The 18,100-nt window shown below is 40.5% G+C and carries 12 protein-coding genes; 7 read left to right on the forward strand and 5 right to left on the reverse strand.

Annotated features, from left to right (window positions below; translation table 11 throughout):
* Positions 1–105: 105 nt before the first annotated feature.
* A complete protein-coding gene (locus A0J48_RS22455) occupies positions 106–1,590 on the reverse strand; it encodes a UDP-N-acetylmuramoyl-L-alanyl-D-glutamate--2,6-diaminopimelate ligase (RefSeq protein WP_200326808.1) in 1,485 nt (494 codons plus the stop codon).
* Between the two features lie 32 nt (positions 1,591–1,622).
* Positions 1,623–1,910, reverse strand: a complete 288-nt coding sequence (locus tag A0J48_RS22460) for a glutaredoxin family protein (protein WP_200326809.1) — start codon at positions 1,908–1,910, stop codon at positions 1,623–1,625.
* 104 nt (positions 1,911–2,014) lie between these two features.
* Here A0J48_RS22460 and rnc point away from each other — a divergent pair, with 104 nt between their 5' ends.
* Positions 2,015–3,196, forward strand: a complete 1,182-nt coding sequence (rnc, locus tag A0J48_RS22465) for a ribonuclease III (protein ID WP_200326810.1) — start codon at positions 2,015–2,017, stop codon at positions 3,194–3,196.
* 93 nt (positions 3,197–3,289) lie between these two features.
* Complete coding sequence (locus A0J48_RS22470; protein WP_200326811.1) at positions 3,290–3,862, forward strand: HD domain-containing protein; 573 nt, start codon at positions 3,290–3,292, stop codon at positions 3,860–3,862.
* 63 nt (positions 3,863–3,925) lie between these two features.
* On the opposite strand, the gene A0J48_RS22475 is transcribed toward A0J48_RS22470, so the two are convergent.
* The gene (locus A0J48_RS22475) at positions 3,926–4,942 is read right to left on the reverse strand and encodes a ribose-phosphate pyrophosphokinase (RefSeq protein WP_200326812.1); all 1,017 of its coding nucleotides are present in this window, start codon (positions 4,940–4,942) and stop codon (positions 3,926–3,928) included.
* A gap of 1,128 nt (positions 4,943–6,070) precedes the next feature.
* Between A0J48_RS22475 and A0J48_RS22480 the strand changes: the two genes are divergently transcribed.
* The 3 genes from A0J48_RS22480 to A0J48_RS22490 all read left to right on the forward strand — a co-directional run bounded on the left by A0J48_RS22480 (position 6,071) and on the right by A0J48_RS22490 (position 10,152).
* Entirely contained in the window at positions 6,071–7,774 is a 1,704-nt protein-coding gene (locus A0J48_RS22480; RefSeq protein ID WP_200326813.1) for a serine/threonine-protein kinase, read from the forward strand.
* A 112-nt stretch (positions 7,775–7,886) separates the two neighbouring features.
* Positions 7,887–8,570, forward strand: a complete 684-nt coding sequence (gene bioD, locus A0J48_RS22485) for a dethiobiotin synthase (protein WP_200326814.1) — start codon at positions 7,887–7,889, stop codon at positions 8,568–8,570.
* A gap of 364 nt (positions 8,571–8,934) precedes the next feature.
* Positions 8,935–10,152 (forward strand): M20 family metallopeptidase, encoded by a 1,218-nt coding sequence (locus A0J48_RS22490; protein WP_200326815.1) that lies wholly within the window; start codon positions 8,935–8,937, stop codon positions 10,150–10,152.
* Positions 10,153–10,380: 228 nt separating this feature from the next.
* On the opposite strand, the gene A0J48_RS22495 is transcribed toward A0J48_RS22490, so the two are convergent.
* Positions 10,381–11,205 carry a cyanophycinase gene (locus A0J48_RS22495; RefSeq protein WP_200326816.1) on the reverse strand — a complete coding sequence of 275 codons (825 nt, stop codon included), beginning with the start codon at positions 11,203–11,205 and terminating at the stop codon, positions 10,381–10,383.
* 507 nt (positions 11,206–11,712) lie between these two features.
* Between A0J48_RS22495 and A0J48_RS22500 the strand changes: the two genes are divergently transcribed.
* Entirely contained in the window at positions 11,713–13,623 is a 1,911-nt protein-coding gene (locus A0J48_RS22500; RefSeq protein WP_200326817.1) for an ATP-binding protein, read from the forward strand.
* Positions 13,624–13,818: 195 nt separating this feature from the next.
* Here the strand turns inward: A0J48_RS22500 and dnaX are convergent, their stop codons facing one another.
* Complete coding sequence (dnaX, locus tag A0J48_RS22505) at positions 13,819–17,124, reverse strand: DNA polymerase III subunit gamma/tau (protein ID WP_200326818.1); 3,306 nt, start codon at positions 17,122–17,124, stop codon at positions 13,819–13,821.
* A gap of 283 nt (positions 17,125–17,407) precedes the next feature.
* On the opposite strand from dnaX, the gene A0J48_RS22510 reads away from it, so the two are divergent.
* Positions 17,408–18,058, forward strand: coding sequence for a hypothetical protein (locus tag A0J48_RS22510; protein WP_200326819.1), 651 nt, complete (start codon positions 17,408–17,410; stop codon positions 18,056–18,058).
* Positions 18,059–18,100 lie beyond the last annotated feature (42 nt).

The raw sequence follows: 18,100 nt of genomic DNA on the forward strand, positions 1-18,100 counted from the left end.
CTGGGGACTGGGGACTGGGGACTGGGTTATTAACTTCCCTTGCTTCCCCTGCTTCCTACTCCCTGCTTCCCTGTCTCTTTGCTGTCACCTGTCACCTGTCACCTGTCACCTGTCACCTCTCAACTGTAAAGCTTCCCGTGCTTGTTCTCGGTCATCAAAATGGATTTTTTCCGTTCCTAGAATTTGATAATCTTCGTGGCCTTTACCTGCCAATAATACACCATCACCAGGTTTAGCCTGTAAAATAGCAGTACGAATGGCAGTAGCGCGATCGCAAATTACCATCGGTTGCACTGTACTGGGAATACCTGCCAAAATATCCTCTAAAATTCTTTCTGGGTCTTCAGTGCGGGGATTATCAGAAGTCACCACTGCTATATCTGCCAGTTCAGCGGCGATTTTACCCATTTTTGGGCGTTTAGTCCTGTCCCTATCTCCACCACAGCCAAATACACAAATCATTCTACCAGGTATAAACGGACGAGCAGCTTTGAGTAAATTCTCTAAACTATCAGGAGTGTGGGCATAATCCACAATTACGCTAATATCTTGGTTAGGACTAATTTGCACCCGTTCCATCCGTCCAGGCACACCAGGAAAATCAGGGATAGCTTTTGCTACCAACTGCAAATCTAAACCCAGATGTAAAACAGCACCAACAGCAGCCAAAAGATTTTCTAAATTATATTGTCCAACCAAAGGAGAACTAAAATTCACATCACCCTTGGGAGTATGTAAAATGCCACTAACACCGTTTGGCTGATAATTTAAATCACTCATCCAAAAATCGGCCTTATTGTCATTAACGCTGTAAGTCCAAAATCGTTCTGGACTTAACCCAGCAATTAACCGTTTGCCATATTCATCATCAGCATTAATAATTGCCCGTCCTTGGAGATAATCAGAGCTAAATAATAACGCCTTCGCTCCGAAATAATCCTCCATATCCTTGTGATAGTCAAGGTGGTCTTGAGTTAGATTAGAAAATACAGCCACCTCAAACGGACAACCAAAAACCCGATCCTGTGCTAAAGCATGAGAACTGACTTCCATCACCCCAAACTCACACCCAGCATCAACAGCTTCTGCTAAACGCTGCTGCAAGTCTACCGCAAAGGGAGTAGTAAAAGCCGCAGTTTGGGAAAAACCAGGCCAACGAGTGTAAAGAGTTCCTAACAAAGCTGTGGGTAAACTAGCCTGGGTGAGAAAATATTCAATCAGGTGGGTCGTGGTAGTTTTACCGTTCGTGCCGGTCACACCCACCATTTTAAGCTTTTGTCCAGGATAACCGTAAAAAGCTGCTGAAATTTGGGCGCAGGCTTTATTCATGTTACTGGCACTAATGACCACAGAATCAGGTGTAGGTGGATTTTTTTCCACCGCTTCAGAAGAGACAATAGCTGCAACTGCCCCAGCAGCTAAAGCACTTGGCCAAAATTCTCCACCATCAACTCGTGTTCCCGGCATTCCAATAAACAAATCTCCTGCATCACAAGCATGGGAGTTAGTTTTTATCCCTTGAACTTCCACATCCGCCAAGTTGGGGTATTCTACACCGTCTACAGCCGCTAATAATTCCCGTAATTTCATATACCGCACCTCACCGCAAGCTAACCTTGCGCTTATTCTGCATTATTTTTTTCTGTATTGGGAATATATTTTAAGAGCAATTGTTCCAGTTGTTTGACATTGGCGCGTGGAGAAGGACGGGGTATAGGTTGTAGTGTCTCTGTCTCATCTGCTGCTAGATACAGTACAGGAATTTCATACTGATAAGCATTAAACCAATCTTCACGGGTGGTTATGTCCCTAATTTCTAAGTCGAATTTCAGATTTTCGACTTTTTCTAGCTTTTCTTGTAAGCCTTCACAGAGATGACAACCGGGTTTACTGTATAAGATTAATTGCATTTTTAAGTATAACTTCCATGACAACGGCATTTGTATTATATATAATACTGTAGTAATCCATCATAGAACCGGAAAATTTTTTTAAGATTAGCTGCATCTGAAATATGTTAAATAACCGTGACGCAATTGGAAAATGCCTCGAATTACTTTCTCAAGGTTTATATCCTTATGTTGAACAGAAAATGAGATTGGTTTATGGTAATCAATGGCTAACTCAATCTGGAAAATGCCTTTCTCAAGATACAACTTTAAAACGAACTATAGAGGAAAGTTTACAACAGGATATATCTTCACTACTTTTGGTAATAGTAAAAAGGTGGGAACAAGCATTCAAAGAGCATTTATCACCTGTTGAAAGAGCATTTGCTAGTGAAATTATTGATATACGCCATAAATGGGCGCATAATACACCATTTTCTACAAAAGATGCTGAACGTGCTATAGATACTATTCATCGTTTATTACAAGCTATTGAAGCAGAACAATCACAAGAAGTTGGAAAATATCAACAAAAAATTTTTCAAATCCTAATACAAGAACAGAATCGTAGTCAAAAACGCACACAACAGTTATCAAATCAAGAAATAAGAATTAAGGAACGTTTAGCAGGAATCATTGATAAGATTCCTTTTGAAAATGTTAACTTGTTAGAAAGATCGTTAACTCATCGTTCTTATGCTTATGAAAATCGGATCAATAAAGATAATGAACAATTTGAGTTTTTAGGAGATTGTATTTTAGGTTTCTTGGCAGGTACTTATATTTATGAAGTGTATGGGGATATTTCTGAAGGTGAATTAAGTAAATTAAAAGAACGCCTAGTTGATAATCCCCAATTGGCAAAATTAGCCAATCAATTAAATTTGGGACAATGGATATTATTAGGAAGGGGAGAAAAATTACAAGACGGTAGTAAAAAAGAATCACTGTTAAGTAATACTTTTGAGGCTATTATTGGTGCTTATTATCTAGATGCTGGTATACAAGCTGTTAAAGAATTAGTAGATCCTTTATTTGCCTCCGTAGTTGAAGATAAAATTCCTGAAGATATCAGTTTAGAGAGTTTAGAAAATCCTAAAGGATTATTACAACAAAAGGCTCAAAAAAATGGTTTTGATATTCCTACATATACGACTATTCGAGAAACTGGACAGGATCACGACAAAGAATTTACAGTTCAAGTTGAAATAAATGGTAAAATCTACGGACAGGGAAGAGGCAAGAATAAGAAAGAAGCAGAAAAACAAGCAGCGATAAATGCTTTGCAGAAACTCAAGTTAATTTAAGTTCTTACTGGGAATGAATTCCCAATTTGATAGCTGAAGTCATCTCAAGATGACTAAATAACGCATAACCTATTTCCTAGTTTAACTAAAACAATGCTTTCCGAACGTTTTACCCAAGCCCTCACCTACGCCCACGAACTCCACGCGACTCAAAAACGTAAAGCTTCCGATGTTCCCTATATTACCCATTTATTGGGAGTAGCCAGCATTGCTTTAGAATACGGTGCAAACGAAGATGAAGCGATCGCAGCTTTGTTACATGATGCCATAGAAGACCAAGGTGGTGCAGCTACTAGAGAAGAAATTCGTAGTCGGTTTGGAAACACAGTCACAGCAATTGTTGATGGTTGTACAGATGCAGACACTACACCTAAACCTCCTTGGAGAGAACGTAAGGAAAAATATATCGCCCATATTCCTACAGTTTCCCCTTCCGTATTGCTAGTTTCCGCTGCTGATAAACTTCACAATGTCAGATCAATTATTAAAGATTACCGGATTATTAATGATGCAGTGTGGGAACGCTTTCAAGGTGGTAAAGAAGGCACGCTTTGGTATTATCGATCCCTAGCAGATGCCTTTGGAAAAAATCAAGTAACTCCTCTAGTAGAAGAATTAGAAAGAGCAGTTACAGAATTAGAAACTTTAGCTGCAAATAAAAAATGAAGAACGAAAAATTTCATCCTTCATAATTTACATTTCATCCTTTTGGATGATGGTTTTTGTTTACTAACGGAATAAACTACTGAGTGAACTATCCTCGTGAATTCGCCAAATCGCTTCTCCTAGTAAATTAGCAACTGAAAGAGTCACTAGTTGCGGAAAGCGATCACCTTCAGGAATGGGAATGGTATTAGTAACTATAACTTCCTCAAACAAGCCACTTGATAAGCGTTCAATTGCAGGAGGTGAAAATACTGCATGGGTAGCACAGGCATATACCTGACTTGCTCCTTCTTCACGCAGTAATTTAGCGCCTTCGGTAATCGTGCCGCCAGTATCAATCATGTCATCTACCAACACCGCTGTTTTGCCTTTCACATCACCGATAACATTCAAGACCTCAGCGATATTGTGAGCCTGACGGCGTTTGTCAATAATTGCCAGTGGTGCATCATTGAGTTTTTTCGCAAATGCTCTGGCTCGCGCGACACCACCAACATCAGGAGAAACAACTACAATGTCATGTAGTGCTTTACTCTGTAAATAATCTAGCAAAACTGGTGAACCGTAAACATGATCAAAAGGGATATCGAAATATCCTTGAATTTGGGCTGCGTGCAAATCCATTGCTAGAACACGGTTAGCCCCAGCTTGAGTAATGAGGTTAGCAACCAGTTTAGCTGTGATTGATTCCCGTCCGGCAGTTTTGCGATCGGCACGAGCATAACCATAATATGGAAGAACTGCTGTGATCTGCCGTGCAGAAGCTCGACGACAGGCATCAATCATAATCAGTAATTCCATGAGGTGATCGTTAACGGGTTGACAGCTTGGCTGGATTAAATAAACATCACAACCCCGAATGGATTCTTGGATTTGAACATAAATTTCTCCATCCGCAAATCTTTTGCGAATCATTGGACCTAAGTCCATACCCAAGTAACGAGCCACTTCTTGAGACAGTGGTACATTGGCAGAGCCAGAAAACAGCCGCAGGCGATTGTTGTCAGCAAGTCCTGTTGCAGCTGGCTGCACTTGTAAAGTCGCAGAACTAAGCACAGCAGATCCTCGAAGTGCATTCATGGCAATATTATCATCAGAGATTTAGCAGATTTAACCAAAATAGACTAATCACAACATCTGTAAGTTTTGTTCAAGCTTTTATACAAATTCGTAATATTTCTCCATAGAATTACATTTGCTAATTTTCTAGTTCTTCTGGGACAAAAACCATTGAGGATTCTACTGACATTTATTTTCTCAAATAGCTTGAGAGCGCCTGTTGGGTGGGCTAGGGCAAACCGCCCAAATATCTGAGAATTCCTGATGGTAGATTACTCATTCTACCTGGTTGTTTTCGCACTGAGATCAAAATTATTCACACATAAAGTGCTAATTATAGTTCTCAGGTGCTATGGCAGGTGATAGCTGACGGCTGAATGCTTACGTTATGATTCCTGCATCTGTGCAAAAATCTGCCAACTTTTCCCCCTCTATTTTGCACTCTGCACCCTTGCGGACTTAATGATCAGTATTTGATCCGACAGGATAGAATCATCCACAATGTAACTGATTATCTTATGATACTAGCGCCAAATTCATTATCTAGTAAATTTTATCTTAAATATTTGAGGTAGTTAATTTATAGAAACTATAGAAGAGATGCGATCGCCAACCAGTTAGATTTGCTTTAGTGTCAGTTATGGGACGCTGGAAATTTAGCCGTAAACCTGACAGTTAAATCTTATTTATTGTGTTTATATATATAAATACGCAACTAATAATGCACATATTAGCTTTACACTCCTGTAACTCCTGATAGCGTTTGCGCAGCGTGCCGTAGACATAGCGTGGCGCAAGCCATACTCCTGATAGCGAAGCGTGGCGTAAGCCATACTCCTATTCCCTATTCCCTATAGGACTTACGCAAAATAACGAAAAATAAGGTTTTTGTAGGATACGTGAATGAAAGGAAAAAATCCCACACCCTACACCCCACACCCTACACCCCACACCCCACACCTCACACCCCACACCCAGCCCTGATGGTAGATTTTGTGCGTAAGTCCTGCTCCACTGTAAGACAGCCAAGTGGCTTTCGTGCCTTTCGGCGATTTTCTTGTGAAGCCGGTCTTTCAAAACTGACTTAGCATATATTTCATGCTTTAGTTAACTTTTAGCTTAGTTGCTACTACACTTAATCAATTGATCATGCAACCACCCATTAAAGTTGGTACTGTCCTACAAAATCGTTATCACATAATTCACGTGCTTGGTCAGGGAGGATTTGGTAGAACCTATCTTGCAGAAGACCAGCGGCGCTTTAACGAACTTTGCGCCATTAAAGAGTTAATACTCGCAACACCGGAAGCTTATGGTAGTAAAAAGGCTCAAGAGTTGTTTGAGAGAGAAGCTGCGACTTTATATCAAATCGATCATGCACAAATACCAAAATTTAGAGAAAAATTTGCACAAGACGCTCGCTTGTTTTTGGTACAAGATTATATAGCAGGTAAAACGTACCATACTTTGCTCACTGAACGCCAAGCTATGGGACAAACCTTCACAGAGGCAGAAGTATTAAAGTTACTGCGCTCTTTGTTGCCAGTTTTAGAGCATATTCATAAAAGCGGAATTATTCATCGTGATATATCACCAGATAATTTGATTTTACGGGATCTTGACAACAAGCCCGTATTAATTGATTTTGGGGTGGTTAAAGAACTGGCTACACGGTTATCTAACCCCGATCAAAAGCAGGTGACGACCGTGGGTAAATTGGGCTATTCGCCCAGTGAGCAAATGCAATCTGGTCGGGCTTATCCCAATAGTGACCTGTATGCACTAGCAGTAACAGCGATAGTTTTGCTGACAGCGAAAGAACCAGCGTATTTATTTGATGAGACTGCACTCAGTTGGAATTGGCAAAAGTTAGCAAAAGTTAGTCCAAGATTTGCTGAAATCTTAAATCGGATGTTAAGTTATGTGCCGGGCGATCGCTATCAAAGTGCTAAGGAAGTGCTATCAGCATTACAATCTCTTGACCAACCCGGTGTTCCTCAACCCAATTCTTCCTATTTACAAACTGTTGCTGTTGGTCGTCGTCCTGAACCTATCTCACCAGAATCTAAGCAACCTCGTCAGGTAATTACACCTCAGCAAAGTAGCTCAATTTTAGATAGTCCATTGGCAATTGGTGCTATTGGTAGTGCAGTAGTGATCTTGGCGGGATTCGGTTCTTGGACAGTGGTTAAGTATCTCAACAACCAATCCAGAAAACCGCCAGCAGACACAACCACACCCCAAAGTTTTCCTTCTCCAGTTATTCCCGGTGGTACAGTCTCCACACCTTCACCTACTTTCACATTTACACCCACACCCACACCTACTAGTGCAGAACCTATTGTTGTTAAAAAACAGTTTAGATTGGACGCATCTAACCCCACTAAAGTAGATGGTACTCTGAAAGCTAATGAAATAATTCAATACAATTTTAGAGGTAATGTGGGACAGAAGGTAACTGTGTCTATTGACCAAGGTAGTGGAGTTTTGCTCACTGTGTTATCTGCCAATGGTCAACCTATTGGTTCTGACTCTAACCAAGTTATTTCATATCAGGGTTTATTGTTAGATAGTGGTCAATATACTATTCAATTAACCCTGTCTCCAGGAGTGACAGAAAGTGATTACAGTTTGAGTGTGGCTTTAGAAAATCCAGTTCAACCAACACCCACAGAAACTCCCACACCCACAGAAACCCCCACACCCACAGAAACCCCCACACCTACAGAAACCCCCACACCTACAGAAACTCCCACACCTACAGAAACTCCCACACCCACAGACTCACAAGACAATAATCAATTACCGGAAACAACTCCAACACCTGAAACTACTCCTAATACTGGTCAGTAGGGGAAGCAGGGGAAGCAGGGGAAGCAGGGGAAGCAGGGGAAGATTAATAACCCCACACCCTCTTCTTCCTTCTTCCTTGCGGCAAAAGATATGATAATTACTTAAACGGAACATGAAATCAAACACACTACTAATTACAGGAACAGATACAGGGGCTGGAAAAACTTTTGTTACCACAGCCCTAGCAGCCTACTGGCAAAAATATTATCCTCAAAGTAGCTTGGGGATTATGAAACCGATTCAATCTGGGGAGGGTGACAGGGAACTATACCAGGCTCTATTTACTCTCAATCAGGCACCAGAAGAAATAACACCTTTGTATTTTCAAGCACCTCTAGCACCACCCATTGCTGCGGCAAAGGAAAATCGTACCGTAGATTTAGCATTGGTTTGGCAGACTTTATTAAAGTTGCAAAAACAGCGTGAGTTTCTGTTAGTAGAATCTTTGGGTGGGTTAGGTTCACCAGTTACTGATGAATTGACGGTAGCAGATTTAGCGGGTGAGTGGAGATTACCAACAGTTTTGGTTGTACCTGTGAGATTGGGTGCGATCGCTCAAGCTGTTGCTAATGTAGCATTGGCTAGACAAACTAAAATCGATCTGCGGGGGATTATTCTCAACTGCACCCAACCTAGAACCGATGAAGAAATAGCTGATTTAACACCACCGGAGATGATTCAATCATTTACGCACATACCCGTTTTAGGTTGTTTACCTTATTTAGAAACACCCAATAATTTAGAACAACTAGCCCAAGTTGGATCTAATTTAGACTGGGAAATATTATCTTTTTAGGTGACAGGTGACAGGTGACAGGTGACAGTTCAGAGGAAATAGAGAATAAGGCGTTCAATCATGGACAATTAACAATGAACAATTGACAATTACCTCTCCCTTAAATGAAGAGAATTGAAAAAACAGCAATTTTTTTCCCTGGAAAGGGGAGGGTTTAAGCTGTTGTGCATTTAAAATTCACAACAGCAAGTCAAAAGTCAAAAGTCAAAAGTGAAGAAAGTTTCAGGGTACTTTTCCTCAATATCGCAATATACAATCTAGCTGCACAGCAGCTTAAACCTTGAATAAAACAATTAAATTGTCAATTGTCAATTGTCAATTATCAATTGATAATCGCCCAATGCCCAATTACCACTTACCAATTATGATTTCAACTATCCCCAATTCATCTACTGAAAATCTTGCTAATGTAAGGTTGCAAATTCGCGCTTTACAGCCACAATTAATAGAATGGAGACGACGCATACATCAAAAACCAGAGTTAGGTTTTCAAGAAAAATTAACCGCTGAATTTATTTCCCAAAAGTTGCAAGAATGGGGAATTGAACATCAAACAGGTATAGCCGAAACGGGTATTGTCGCTATTATCAAAGGTGAAAAATCCCAGCATGGTAAAGTTTTGGGAATTCGTGCTGATATGGATGCTTTACCAATCAAAGAAGAGAATGAAGTGGCCTATTGTTCCCAGCATGATGGAGTGATGCACGCTTGCGGACATGATGGACATACTGCGATCGCAATGGGTACAGCATATTACCTGCAACAGCATCGTCAAGAATTTGCCGGCACGGTGAAAATTATCTTCCAACCCGCAGAAGAAGGGCCTGGTGGTGCAAAACCCATGATCGAAGCAGGTGTACTCAAAAACCCAGATGTTGATGCCATGATTGGCTTACATTTGTGGAATGATTTACCTGTGGGGACAGTGGGAGTCCGTCCAGGAGGGTTGTTAGCTGCTGTAGACTTCTTTAACTGTACAATTTTAGGTAAAGGTGGACATGGCGCACTTCCCCATCAAACAGTGGATTCAGTTGTAGTTGCTGCCCAAATTGTCAACGCTCTGCAAACCATTGTCGCTCGTAACGTTAACCCCTTAGATTCAGCCGTAGTCACAATTGGAGAATTACACGCCGGCACGAGAATGAATGTGATTGCTGATACCGCCAGAATGAGTGGTTCAGTTAGATATTTTAATACTGATTTAGCTGGATTTTTTAAACAAAGAATTGAGCAAATTATTGCCGGTGTTTGCCAAACTCATGGCGCAAATTATGACTTAGAATATGTCTACCTTTATCCTCCAGTCATTAATGATCCCGGAATGGCGGAATTAGTAAGAAGTGTAGCCGAAAAAGTAGTAGAAACCCCAGTAAATATCATCCCAGAATGTCAAATTATGGGTAGTGAGGATATGTCATTTTTCCTGCAAGAAGTTCCGGGTTGTTATTTCTTTTTAGGTTCAGCTAATGCAGTGAAAAAATTAAATTATCCTCATCATCATCCCCGCTTTGATTTTGATGAAACTGCTTTAGTCATGGGAGTAGAAATATTTGTTAGATGTGTAGAAAAATTCTTTTCTTGAAAAAGAAAAATAAATTAGGGAATAGGGAATAGGAGAGAAATAAATTTCTTTCTTCCTCCTGAAATCTTTATTGCTTGACAGAATTGCTTATACCATTTCTCTGTAACGTTGCACCTAATCTTTAAAAGATTAAAATACTTTCTTCCTTTGTGTACTTTGCGTACTTTGCGGTTAGTTCAAAAAAATTAAGTGCAGCTTTATAGAGAATTGGGATTACTTCTCGTTCATTCAAGCCACCGAAGTTTGACGTTCTAAAATAGGTTGGCGAGTTTTCAAATCAAATCTGTGGCCATGAGGTAAAATATGCAGTTTCACACCACAAACTGCTAAGGGTTCATCTTTCAAAATTTGATTCAGATTGTTATATGTACCTTCTGATTCATCAACGACTGTCACTGAACCCTCACCAATTATTTCTACCTGTCCATCGGATACTACCATAGCAGTATTTTCATCAATACCAAAACCTAAAACCACGGGTTCTTGTACCAAAGCAGAAATTAAACGTCCCAAACGTCCACGTTCAGAAAAATGCTGGTCGATGACGACACCAGGGAGAAAACCCAACCCAGGCCCCATTTCCACAATTTCTATTCGGGGGTTTGTTTGGGAGTCGCCTTCTACAATCATTTTATCTGGCATGACAGCCGCACCAGCACTAGTTCCAGCTACAACTGCACCTTCAGAATATCTTCTATGAATAGCTGCATCCAGTTCAGTGTCTTTGATAGTGCTGGTAATCCGCGCTTGGTCTCCCCCAGTAAAAAAGATACCTGTTGCTCTATGAACTGCTTCTAGTGCGGTAGATGAGGATGCATCTTCACGGGTTTCTGTATCAACAATGCGAACTTCTGAAGCACCTAAACGTCTAAATACCTCAATATATTTTTCTCCTGCTTCTCTTGGTAATTCAGTCGCGGCTGTCATAATTACAATGTTTGCTTTGACACCTCCTGCACGACGGACAAACTCTCGTAAAATCACTGCATCCCCGTTTTTTTCTTCAGCACCACCAATAATAACTAATTGTCCTTTGTGTTGACTCTCAGGCATAACGCCTCCTGCTTTGAGTTATATCATTTCAATACAACATGATGTGAAAAAAAATACAATCTTTCGTTTGGTAGATAACAGGGAACAGGGAACAGGGAATAGGGAATAGGGGAAAAATAAATTATTCTTTTTCTAATAGTGCCGCTTGGTATAGGACTCATATTTGATTTTTGAAAAAAACTCCGTATACCTAAATTCTCTGAAACCCTTTTGCCTCTTGCCTTTTGCCTCTTGCCTGCCTACATAGATAATTTCAGATATCAAACCAGATTCCTATATAAGTAGAAAGGCGCGAAAAAATAGAAGTATGTATCAAAAAGTAAAGTTGCCTAAAAACCTCTTCCCTTCTGCCTCCTGCCTCCTGCCTTGTCATTTTAATATTTTGGAAATTATGCCTTGAGATAGCTGAAATTATGATTGTGTATCACTAAGATTGATCCAACAAATAAAATACAGAAAAAATTAGAATCCGAGTTTCAGGGTGTTTAGAGAAGGATTGATGAGCTAATGATTCAAGAACAAAGCACCGATGTCATCCGCATCAATGCCAGAAGAACTGATGTGTTCGATATTTTTAATTTAAAATATTACATCGGACCAAATCCCTATTTAGATAGAGGTGCATTAGTTTTTGATTTTGCTTTGACTGGATATGCCCAACCACTCAAGATTGAAGAATATATAGAGCAGATTAGCAAACAATATTCTCACTTAGACAAGCAAACATATAATTCTTATGCAGATTTGTTTGCTCGTGTTGTCTCCGAAGTGGGAAAATTAGATATGGATTTACACCTCAATCACTGGAGTATAAAGCCTGAGCAAGATTACGTCAGAATTAGTTTTCAATCATTACATGAACTGACCAGCAGAGCAGTAGTTTACTTTGTTTGGGATTGGTGGGAAACTATTACAAAAGGTGAAGAATTATCATTTACAGAAGGGTTGATAAAACTGCAAAATAGATTCCGTTTATCTGTTTATGGTGGACCTACAGTTTACGCTTTATTCCGAACGGCTTATAACCAGGGTATTCCCGCCTTCTATTTATGGGAAGAGGGATTAATGCAATATGGTTTTGGTAAAAAATTAGTGCGGGGAGTAGCGACTACTTTTGATGGTGATAGTCATATAGATTCAGAATTTACTACTCGTAAGGACGACTGTAAGGATTTTTTACACAAATTGAGTTTTCCCATTCCAGAAGGCGAAATTGTGGTTTCTGAACAAGAAGCTATAGAGGTAGCAAAAGATATTGGCTACCCGGTTGCTGTGAAACCTGTGGTTGGTCATAAAGGAATTGGTGTGACTCCTGATGTCCATAATTTCAGAGAATTAGAATCAGCTTATAATAGGGCTTTGATGGCGATTCCTGAAGAACAGCCGACGCGAATTATTGTCGAGAAAAGTATTCGGGGAAAAGATTTTCGTTTACTATGCGTTAATGGTAGATTTGTTGCTGCCACAGAACGTTGTCCAGCATCAGTTGTTGGAGACGGTTATTCAACTATTCGTGAGTTAATTAGACGGGAAAATCGCAAACCGGAACGGTGGGATACACCAACTTCACCGATGAGTAAGATTGAGATTGATGAGGCGCTAGAAAGGTATATAGATGAACAGGGTTTAAGGCTGGATAGTTTGGTTGAGAGCGATCGCACTGTTTACCTGCGTAAAGTTGCTAATCTTTCAGCGGGTGGAATCAGTATTGATGCCACAAAAATAATTCATCATGATAATATTATCTTGGCACAAGATATAGCCCAATATTTTCGCCTCACTTGTTTGGGAATTGATGTTATTGCGGAAAATATTTCTGAATCTTGGAAAACAGGAAACTTTGCCATTTTAGAAATTAATTCTGCTCCAGGAATATTAATGCACCTTAACCCAGCAATTGGTGAAAGTGTTGATGTTCCTGCTCATATTTTGTCAACTTTCTTTCAATCTGGTACTGATTCTAGAATTCCCATTATCACTTTTAATAGAATCTCTATCAGTGAATTGCAATCCACAATTGATCACATTCTTTCCCAACATCCTGAATGGACAATTGGTGCTGTTTGTCGTGAGGGAATTTTTGTCAATCGTTCAGAAAAGTTATTGAAGAAAGATTACAATAGCAATATCCAAATTTTGTTGCGTAATCCCAAACTTGACTTACTAATTGCTGAATACTCAGAAGAAATTTTAGAAGCAGATGGGATGTTTTATCACGGAAGTAATATTGTGTTGTTAGATAATCCCACTGAAACGGAGATGATGTTAGTAAGAGATATTTTTGATGATTCAATTGTGGTGATTAAAAAAGAACAAGATATTTCTATCCGCCGTCAAGGCTTAATTGAAGATTACACCTTGGGTGCTGATGAACCATTTACAAGGGTTTATTTGAAAGAAATTAGCTCGATTTTGTGATTGAAAAATATAGCAGGAGTCAGGAGTTAGGAGTCAGGAGTAAAACCATTTTGTAGTAAGAGTTTCATAATTAATTGATGTCCTAATTACTCTGTCTACAGCTATAAAAGTATAGATTCTGTAGTCCCCATTTCCCAAGAGACTTTCAACTCTATTCCCTATTTCCTATTCCCTGTTCCCTGTTCCCTGTTCCCTTTAGTCATAATCATAATCCGCTTCATATATTTCCACATCGGCTGGAAGTGTCGCATCAGATAAATCTAAAGCCTCATCTGTGAGACGGATAATTTCCCCGTGAAAAAATTCCGCGAGACTTTTAGCTGCCTTTGTTACTTCCTCATGTTCCCAACTTGACACAAATGCTTGATTTGGTGGAGGTGTTGGGGTTGGTACTGGGGCTTTAGCTACTACAGGTTCAATTTTGGTTGGTGTTGGTGGTGGTTGAGTCGGTTGTGTTACAGATGTTGGTGCTGATGTTGGTGTTGGTGTTGGTGCTGGTGTTGGTGCTGGCTGGTGATAAATTGGTGTCGTCGGTGGTTGCTGAACACGAGTAGAATCTTGTGTAGGAGCATTTCTTCTCACTGAAGTAGAACCGGAAGCAGCGGCTTTTTCCAGATTGACTTGGATGTCCCGCTGGAAAGTCTGCTGAAATGCAGTAGTAATTATAGGCAGATCAGATTTACCCTTTTCATACCATGCTTGTTTAATAGCAATACGAGCCAAAGCGCCATCAAAATCCAAAAGTTGGCTCATTTGACGCAGCATTTCCCTTCTGGATGGTGGTTGAAGGTTAGCAAGTACCTGTTGCCAAATCTGAGTTAAATCATACTGTGAACCTGCCACAACTTCCTGTGCAGGTGCTATGGGAGTTGTCACCGGAGGGGGTGGAGTGTATACAGGTTCTGGTGCAGGTGCAGAGACTGTATGCGGTGTTGAGTTGTGATTTGCTGGGGTATAGGTTGGTGGTGGTGGGGATACTGGAGAATGATGGTTTGGTTGGCTGTAAGTCGGTGGTGGGGATACTGGAGAATTGTAATTTGGTTGGCTGTAAGTGGGTGAAGGTGAAGATACAGCAGGTGTATTCACTGCTTGCGGGATGCTGGGTACTTGTGGCTGAAGATTTGCACTAGGTAATAAGCCTAGTAATGTGACTTCTAACCACAAACGAGGTTGGGTAGTGTTTTTGAGTTGAACTTCTGCTGTTCTTAAATGTTGCTGTCCGCGCAAAATTGTAGTGATCTCTAACCTGTGGGCAAAGTTAACCAGTGCTGTCCAGGTTTGTTGAGTACAAGTAACTAAATCTTGACGAGTTGGGGCAGTTTTGGCAATGAGTAAATCTCGGTAAAAGGCGGCCAAATTTTGGAGAATGGTGAGGGGTTCTCGTCCCCGATCTAGGATTTGTCGGGTAGAATCTAATACAACTTCGGAATTATCTTGAGCGATCGCATCCAACAAGGCGAACAAATCTTTTTCACTAACTGAACCCACCAAGTCCCACACTTGATCTGGTGTCACTTCCCCTGGTAATAAAGCTAGTTGATCCAGTAAACTTTCGGCATCTCGTAAACCTCCCTGAGCGATTTGTGCTACCAAGGTAATGGCATCAAGGGAAATATTGATATTTTCTTGAGAGGCGATCGCACCTAAATGCTTGACCATCGCTTCTAACTGAATGCGTCGAAAATCAAATCTTTGACAACGAGAAATAATTGTAGGTAATACTCGCTGCGGGTCGGTTGTGGCTAGGACAAACACAACGTGCTTAGGAGGTTCTTCTAGTGTTTTAAGTAACGCATTAAACGCTGCGGTACTTAACATATGACAGTTATGAACGAGAAGACCATTAGCTACAAAGTTATGATTATCTTCAACTTCAATATCATAAACTCGCTCAACTCCACCGAGGTGAACAGATTCGACCTTCTCCAAACTTGTAGTCCATTGCGGGTATGGAATATCGTTTAAGGTTTGCCAGCCATTTTCGACTGGTACTTGCTCCCATCCATATATAGTTGTACTGCTTGCCTGTACTAGTCCTGGTGTAAAATTTTGCTGCTGCTGGGTATCCCATTGCTGTAAGCCAGGTAGCAATAAGTTGATTTTCTGTGGCTGAAAATCCTTCTGTATGTAGTTGAATCTGTGGGCTTCCTTCTGGACTGAGGCTGAGTGATCCATCATCACAAAACCACCAAGCAAGTCCTTCTGGAGTAATTTTATTGAGCCATTCCATTGAGACAATTTTTTTATCCCTACTCGGTTTAACGATGTCAAACACTTCTTGGAGTTGGGGATGACAACCTGTGTTGCAGTTAACTGAAATTTTACCGTATCCTTGATTTGCTGTAACTCGTAACTTTGGACGCAGTTCTCCGAGACGAAAGGCTTTGTATTCCAACCAATCTTGTTGACTTTCTGCGTGTGTCCAAGACAATCTGGGGAATCTACTGTTTTTGTTGGGGTAGCTGATAGAGCAATCTCCCAGTAACGTTCCGTAGATGAGTCCGAGTGCATCAGGTTGTATAAAGGCTGTATTGGCAAGGAAATTCTCTGTTCTGAGTTCCCAATTTCCGTGTCCTTTTTTGTAAGGATGTCTTGTCCAGTGAGATTGGATGCTGGTAATTCCCTTTCCCTTTTTTTGTAAAAAGTTTGGGATATCAAGTTTTTCTCCACATCCACAAGCACAGAACGGTTGAAGTAATTGGGCTTGTTTGATAATGGATTCCAAATCGTATGATTTTTTCCCGTAAGAGTTGCCTTTAAACTGGTGTCCGCTAACGAATCTTCGGATACGTCCATCAACGCCAAATTTGTAAATGAGAGTGCCGCATCCACATTCACAGGGGATAGTATCTTCACTCCTTCTTTTACGTCTCTTGCTGGTATCCATCCCTGGTCTGTTCTAATTAAATGATTATCTGTACATCTAATTTCGCGGTTAGTAGTTTTGATGACCAAGGTTTGTTTTTCTCCTTGATCTAACCAACGAACAACTTTCTTGAATTCCCACTTGCTGGATGAATCATTGTAACTAAGGACTTTTTTACCTTTAATATTAGGGTTATCAATACGAATAAGTCCCTCATCAGTTAAAACTAATGAATCTCCCGTGAGACACTCGTCAATCACATAAACCTTATATCGACACTGCACAGGGGCAAACTGCGCCTTCTCAATCAATTCGCGGATGTTATCAACACCAGTATTACTAGCTGCGTCAATTTCAATTACATCCAAAGAATAACCTTTAGTAATGCCTTGACAAATATCACAAACGCCACAGGGTGTCGGTGTTGGCTTGTCACTTTTAAGACAATTTATAGATTTAGCTAAAATCCGGGCGCTAGAAGTTTTCCCCGTACCTCTGGGGCCAGTAAACAAATAGGCAGGGGCAATTTTTGAGGAGCTAATGGCGTTGGTAAGGGTGGTAGCGATCGCCTCTTGTCCCACTAGTTCAGCAAAACTCTTGGGGCGATACTTGTGGTGCAGGGGTTCGTAAGACATGGAGACTAATCAGTTAACAGTGAACAGTTAACAGTGAACAGTTATGGAGTATCACCACCCAGGAGAGTTTGGGGTTTCACTATTTTAACAACTGATGGCAGTTTCCTTTGGCAAAAAACATGAATAAGTATATTTATTTAGATTGACATAAAATATGTATAATTTAATTTACTAATCTGTGAAGGCTGATCACTGACGACTGAGAACTAACAACCAATAACTGAATAGCACCTTGTCACCGACATCGCTAAAATTTTAGAAGCAAGACTCAATGGTGCAGTAGATGCTCAAGCGGCTAATTCAGTGGCTCAAAAAATTTTTTCAATCCTTATTTGGTAGCAAAAAAACTTCCATTCTAGCTAGACAGGATATGGAAAAAAAAGTAGCGCCACCCCTGACTGATACAGATTTAGAATTTTTGTTCACAGAGCTTTTAACAGGAGTTCATCAAGCCAGAGGCCAGGCTTGGGCGCAAAACTGGTTACATAAAATTGAGCATCGTGTCAGCACACAGCGGTGGTTAGATTGGTTAAAACAATTTGGTGAAAGATTACTAGCGGCTAAGAATCCCAATAACGAATTAGCAGCGCGGTTAGTGCAGTTGGGTGAGTTAGGTGTTGGTGAAATTGGCGACCTTGCCTATAGTATTGGGATGCAATTGTTGACGCGCAACCAAGGCGAACCAATTTGGGAATATGCAGGCCCAGATACTGTCAGCGAAATTACTTCAGCGCCCATAACCTTTGTGGCATCAGAAGATGAAAGTGAACCACAGGAAGAATACCAAACTGTCACCTGGGATGAATTGTTTGTGATGTTACAGGAGAATGAGAACCTGCGTCAGCAAATTGCCCAAGACTTGGGAATTGAAACCGATGATCCACAAATGATTATTCAGGTACTAATCAATCAATCAATGCAAATAGGGGAATAGGGAAGAAAGGGGTGTGGGGTGTAGGGTGTGGGGTGTAGGGAG

The organism is Sphaerospermopsis aphanizomenoides BCCUSP55 (genome assembly GCF_001586785.1).
GTDB classification, from domain to species: Bacteria; Cyanobacteriota; Cyanobacteriia; order Cyanobacteriales; family Nostocaceae; genus Sphaerospermopsis_A; species Sphaerospermopsis_A aphanizomenoides_A.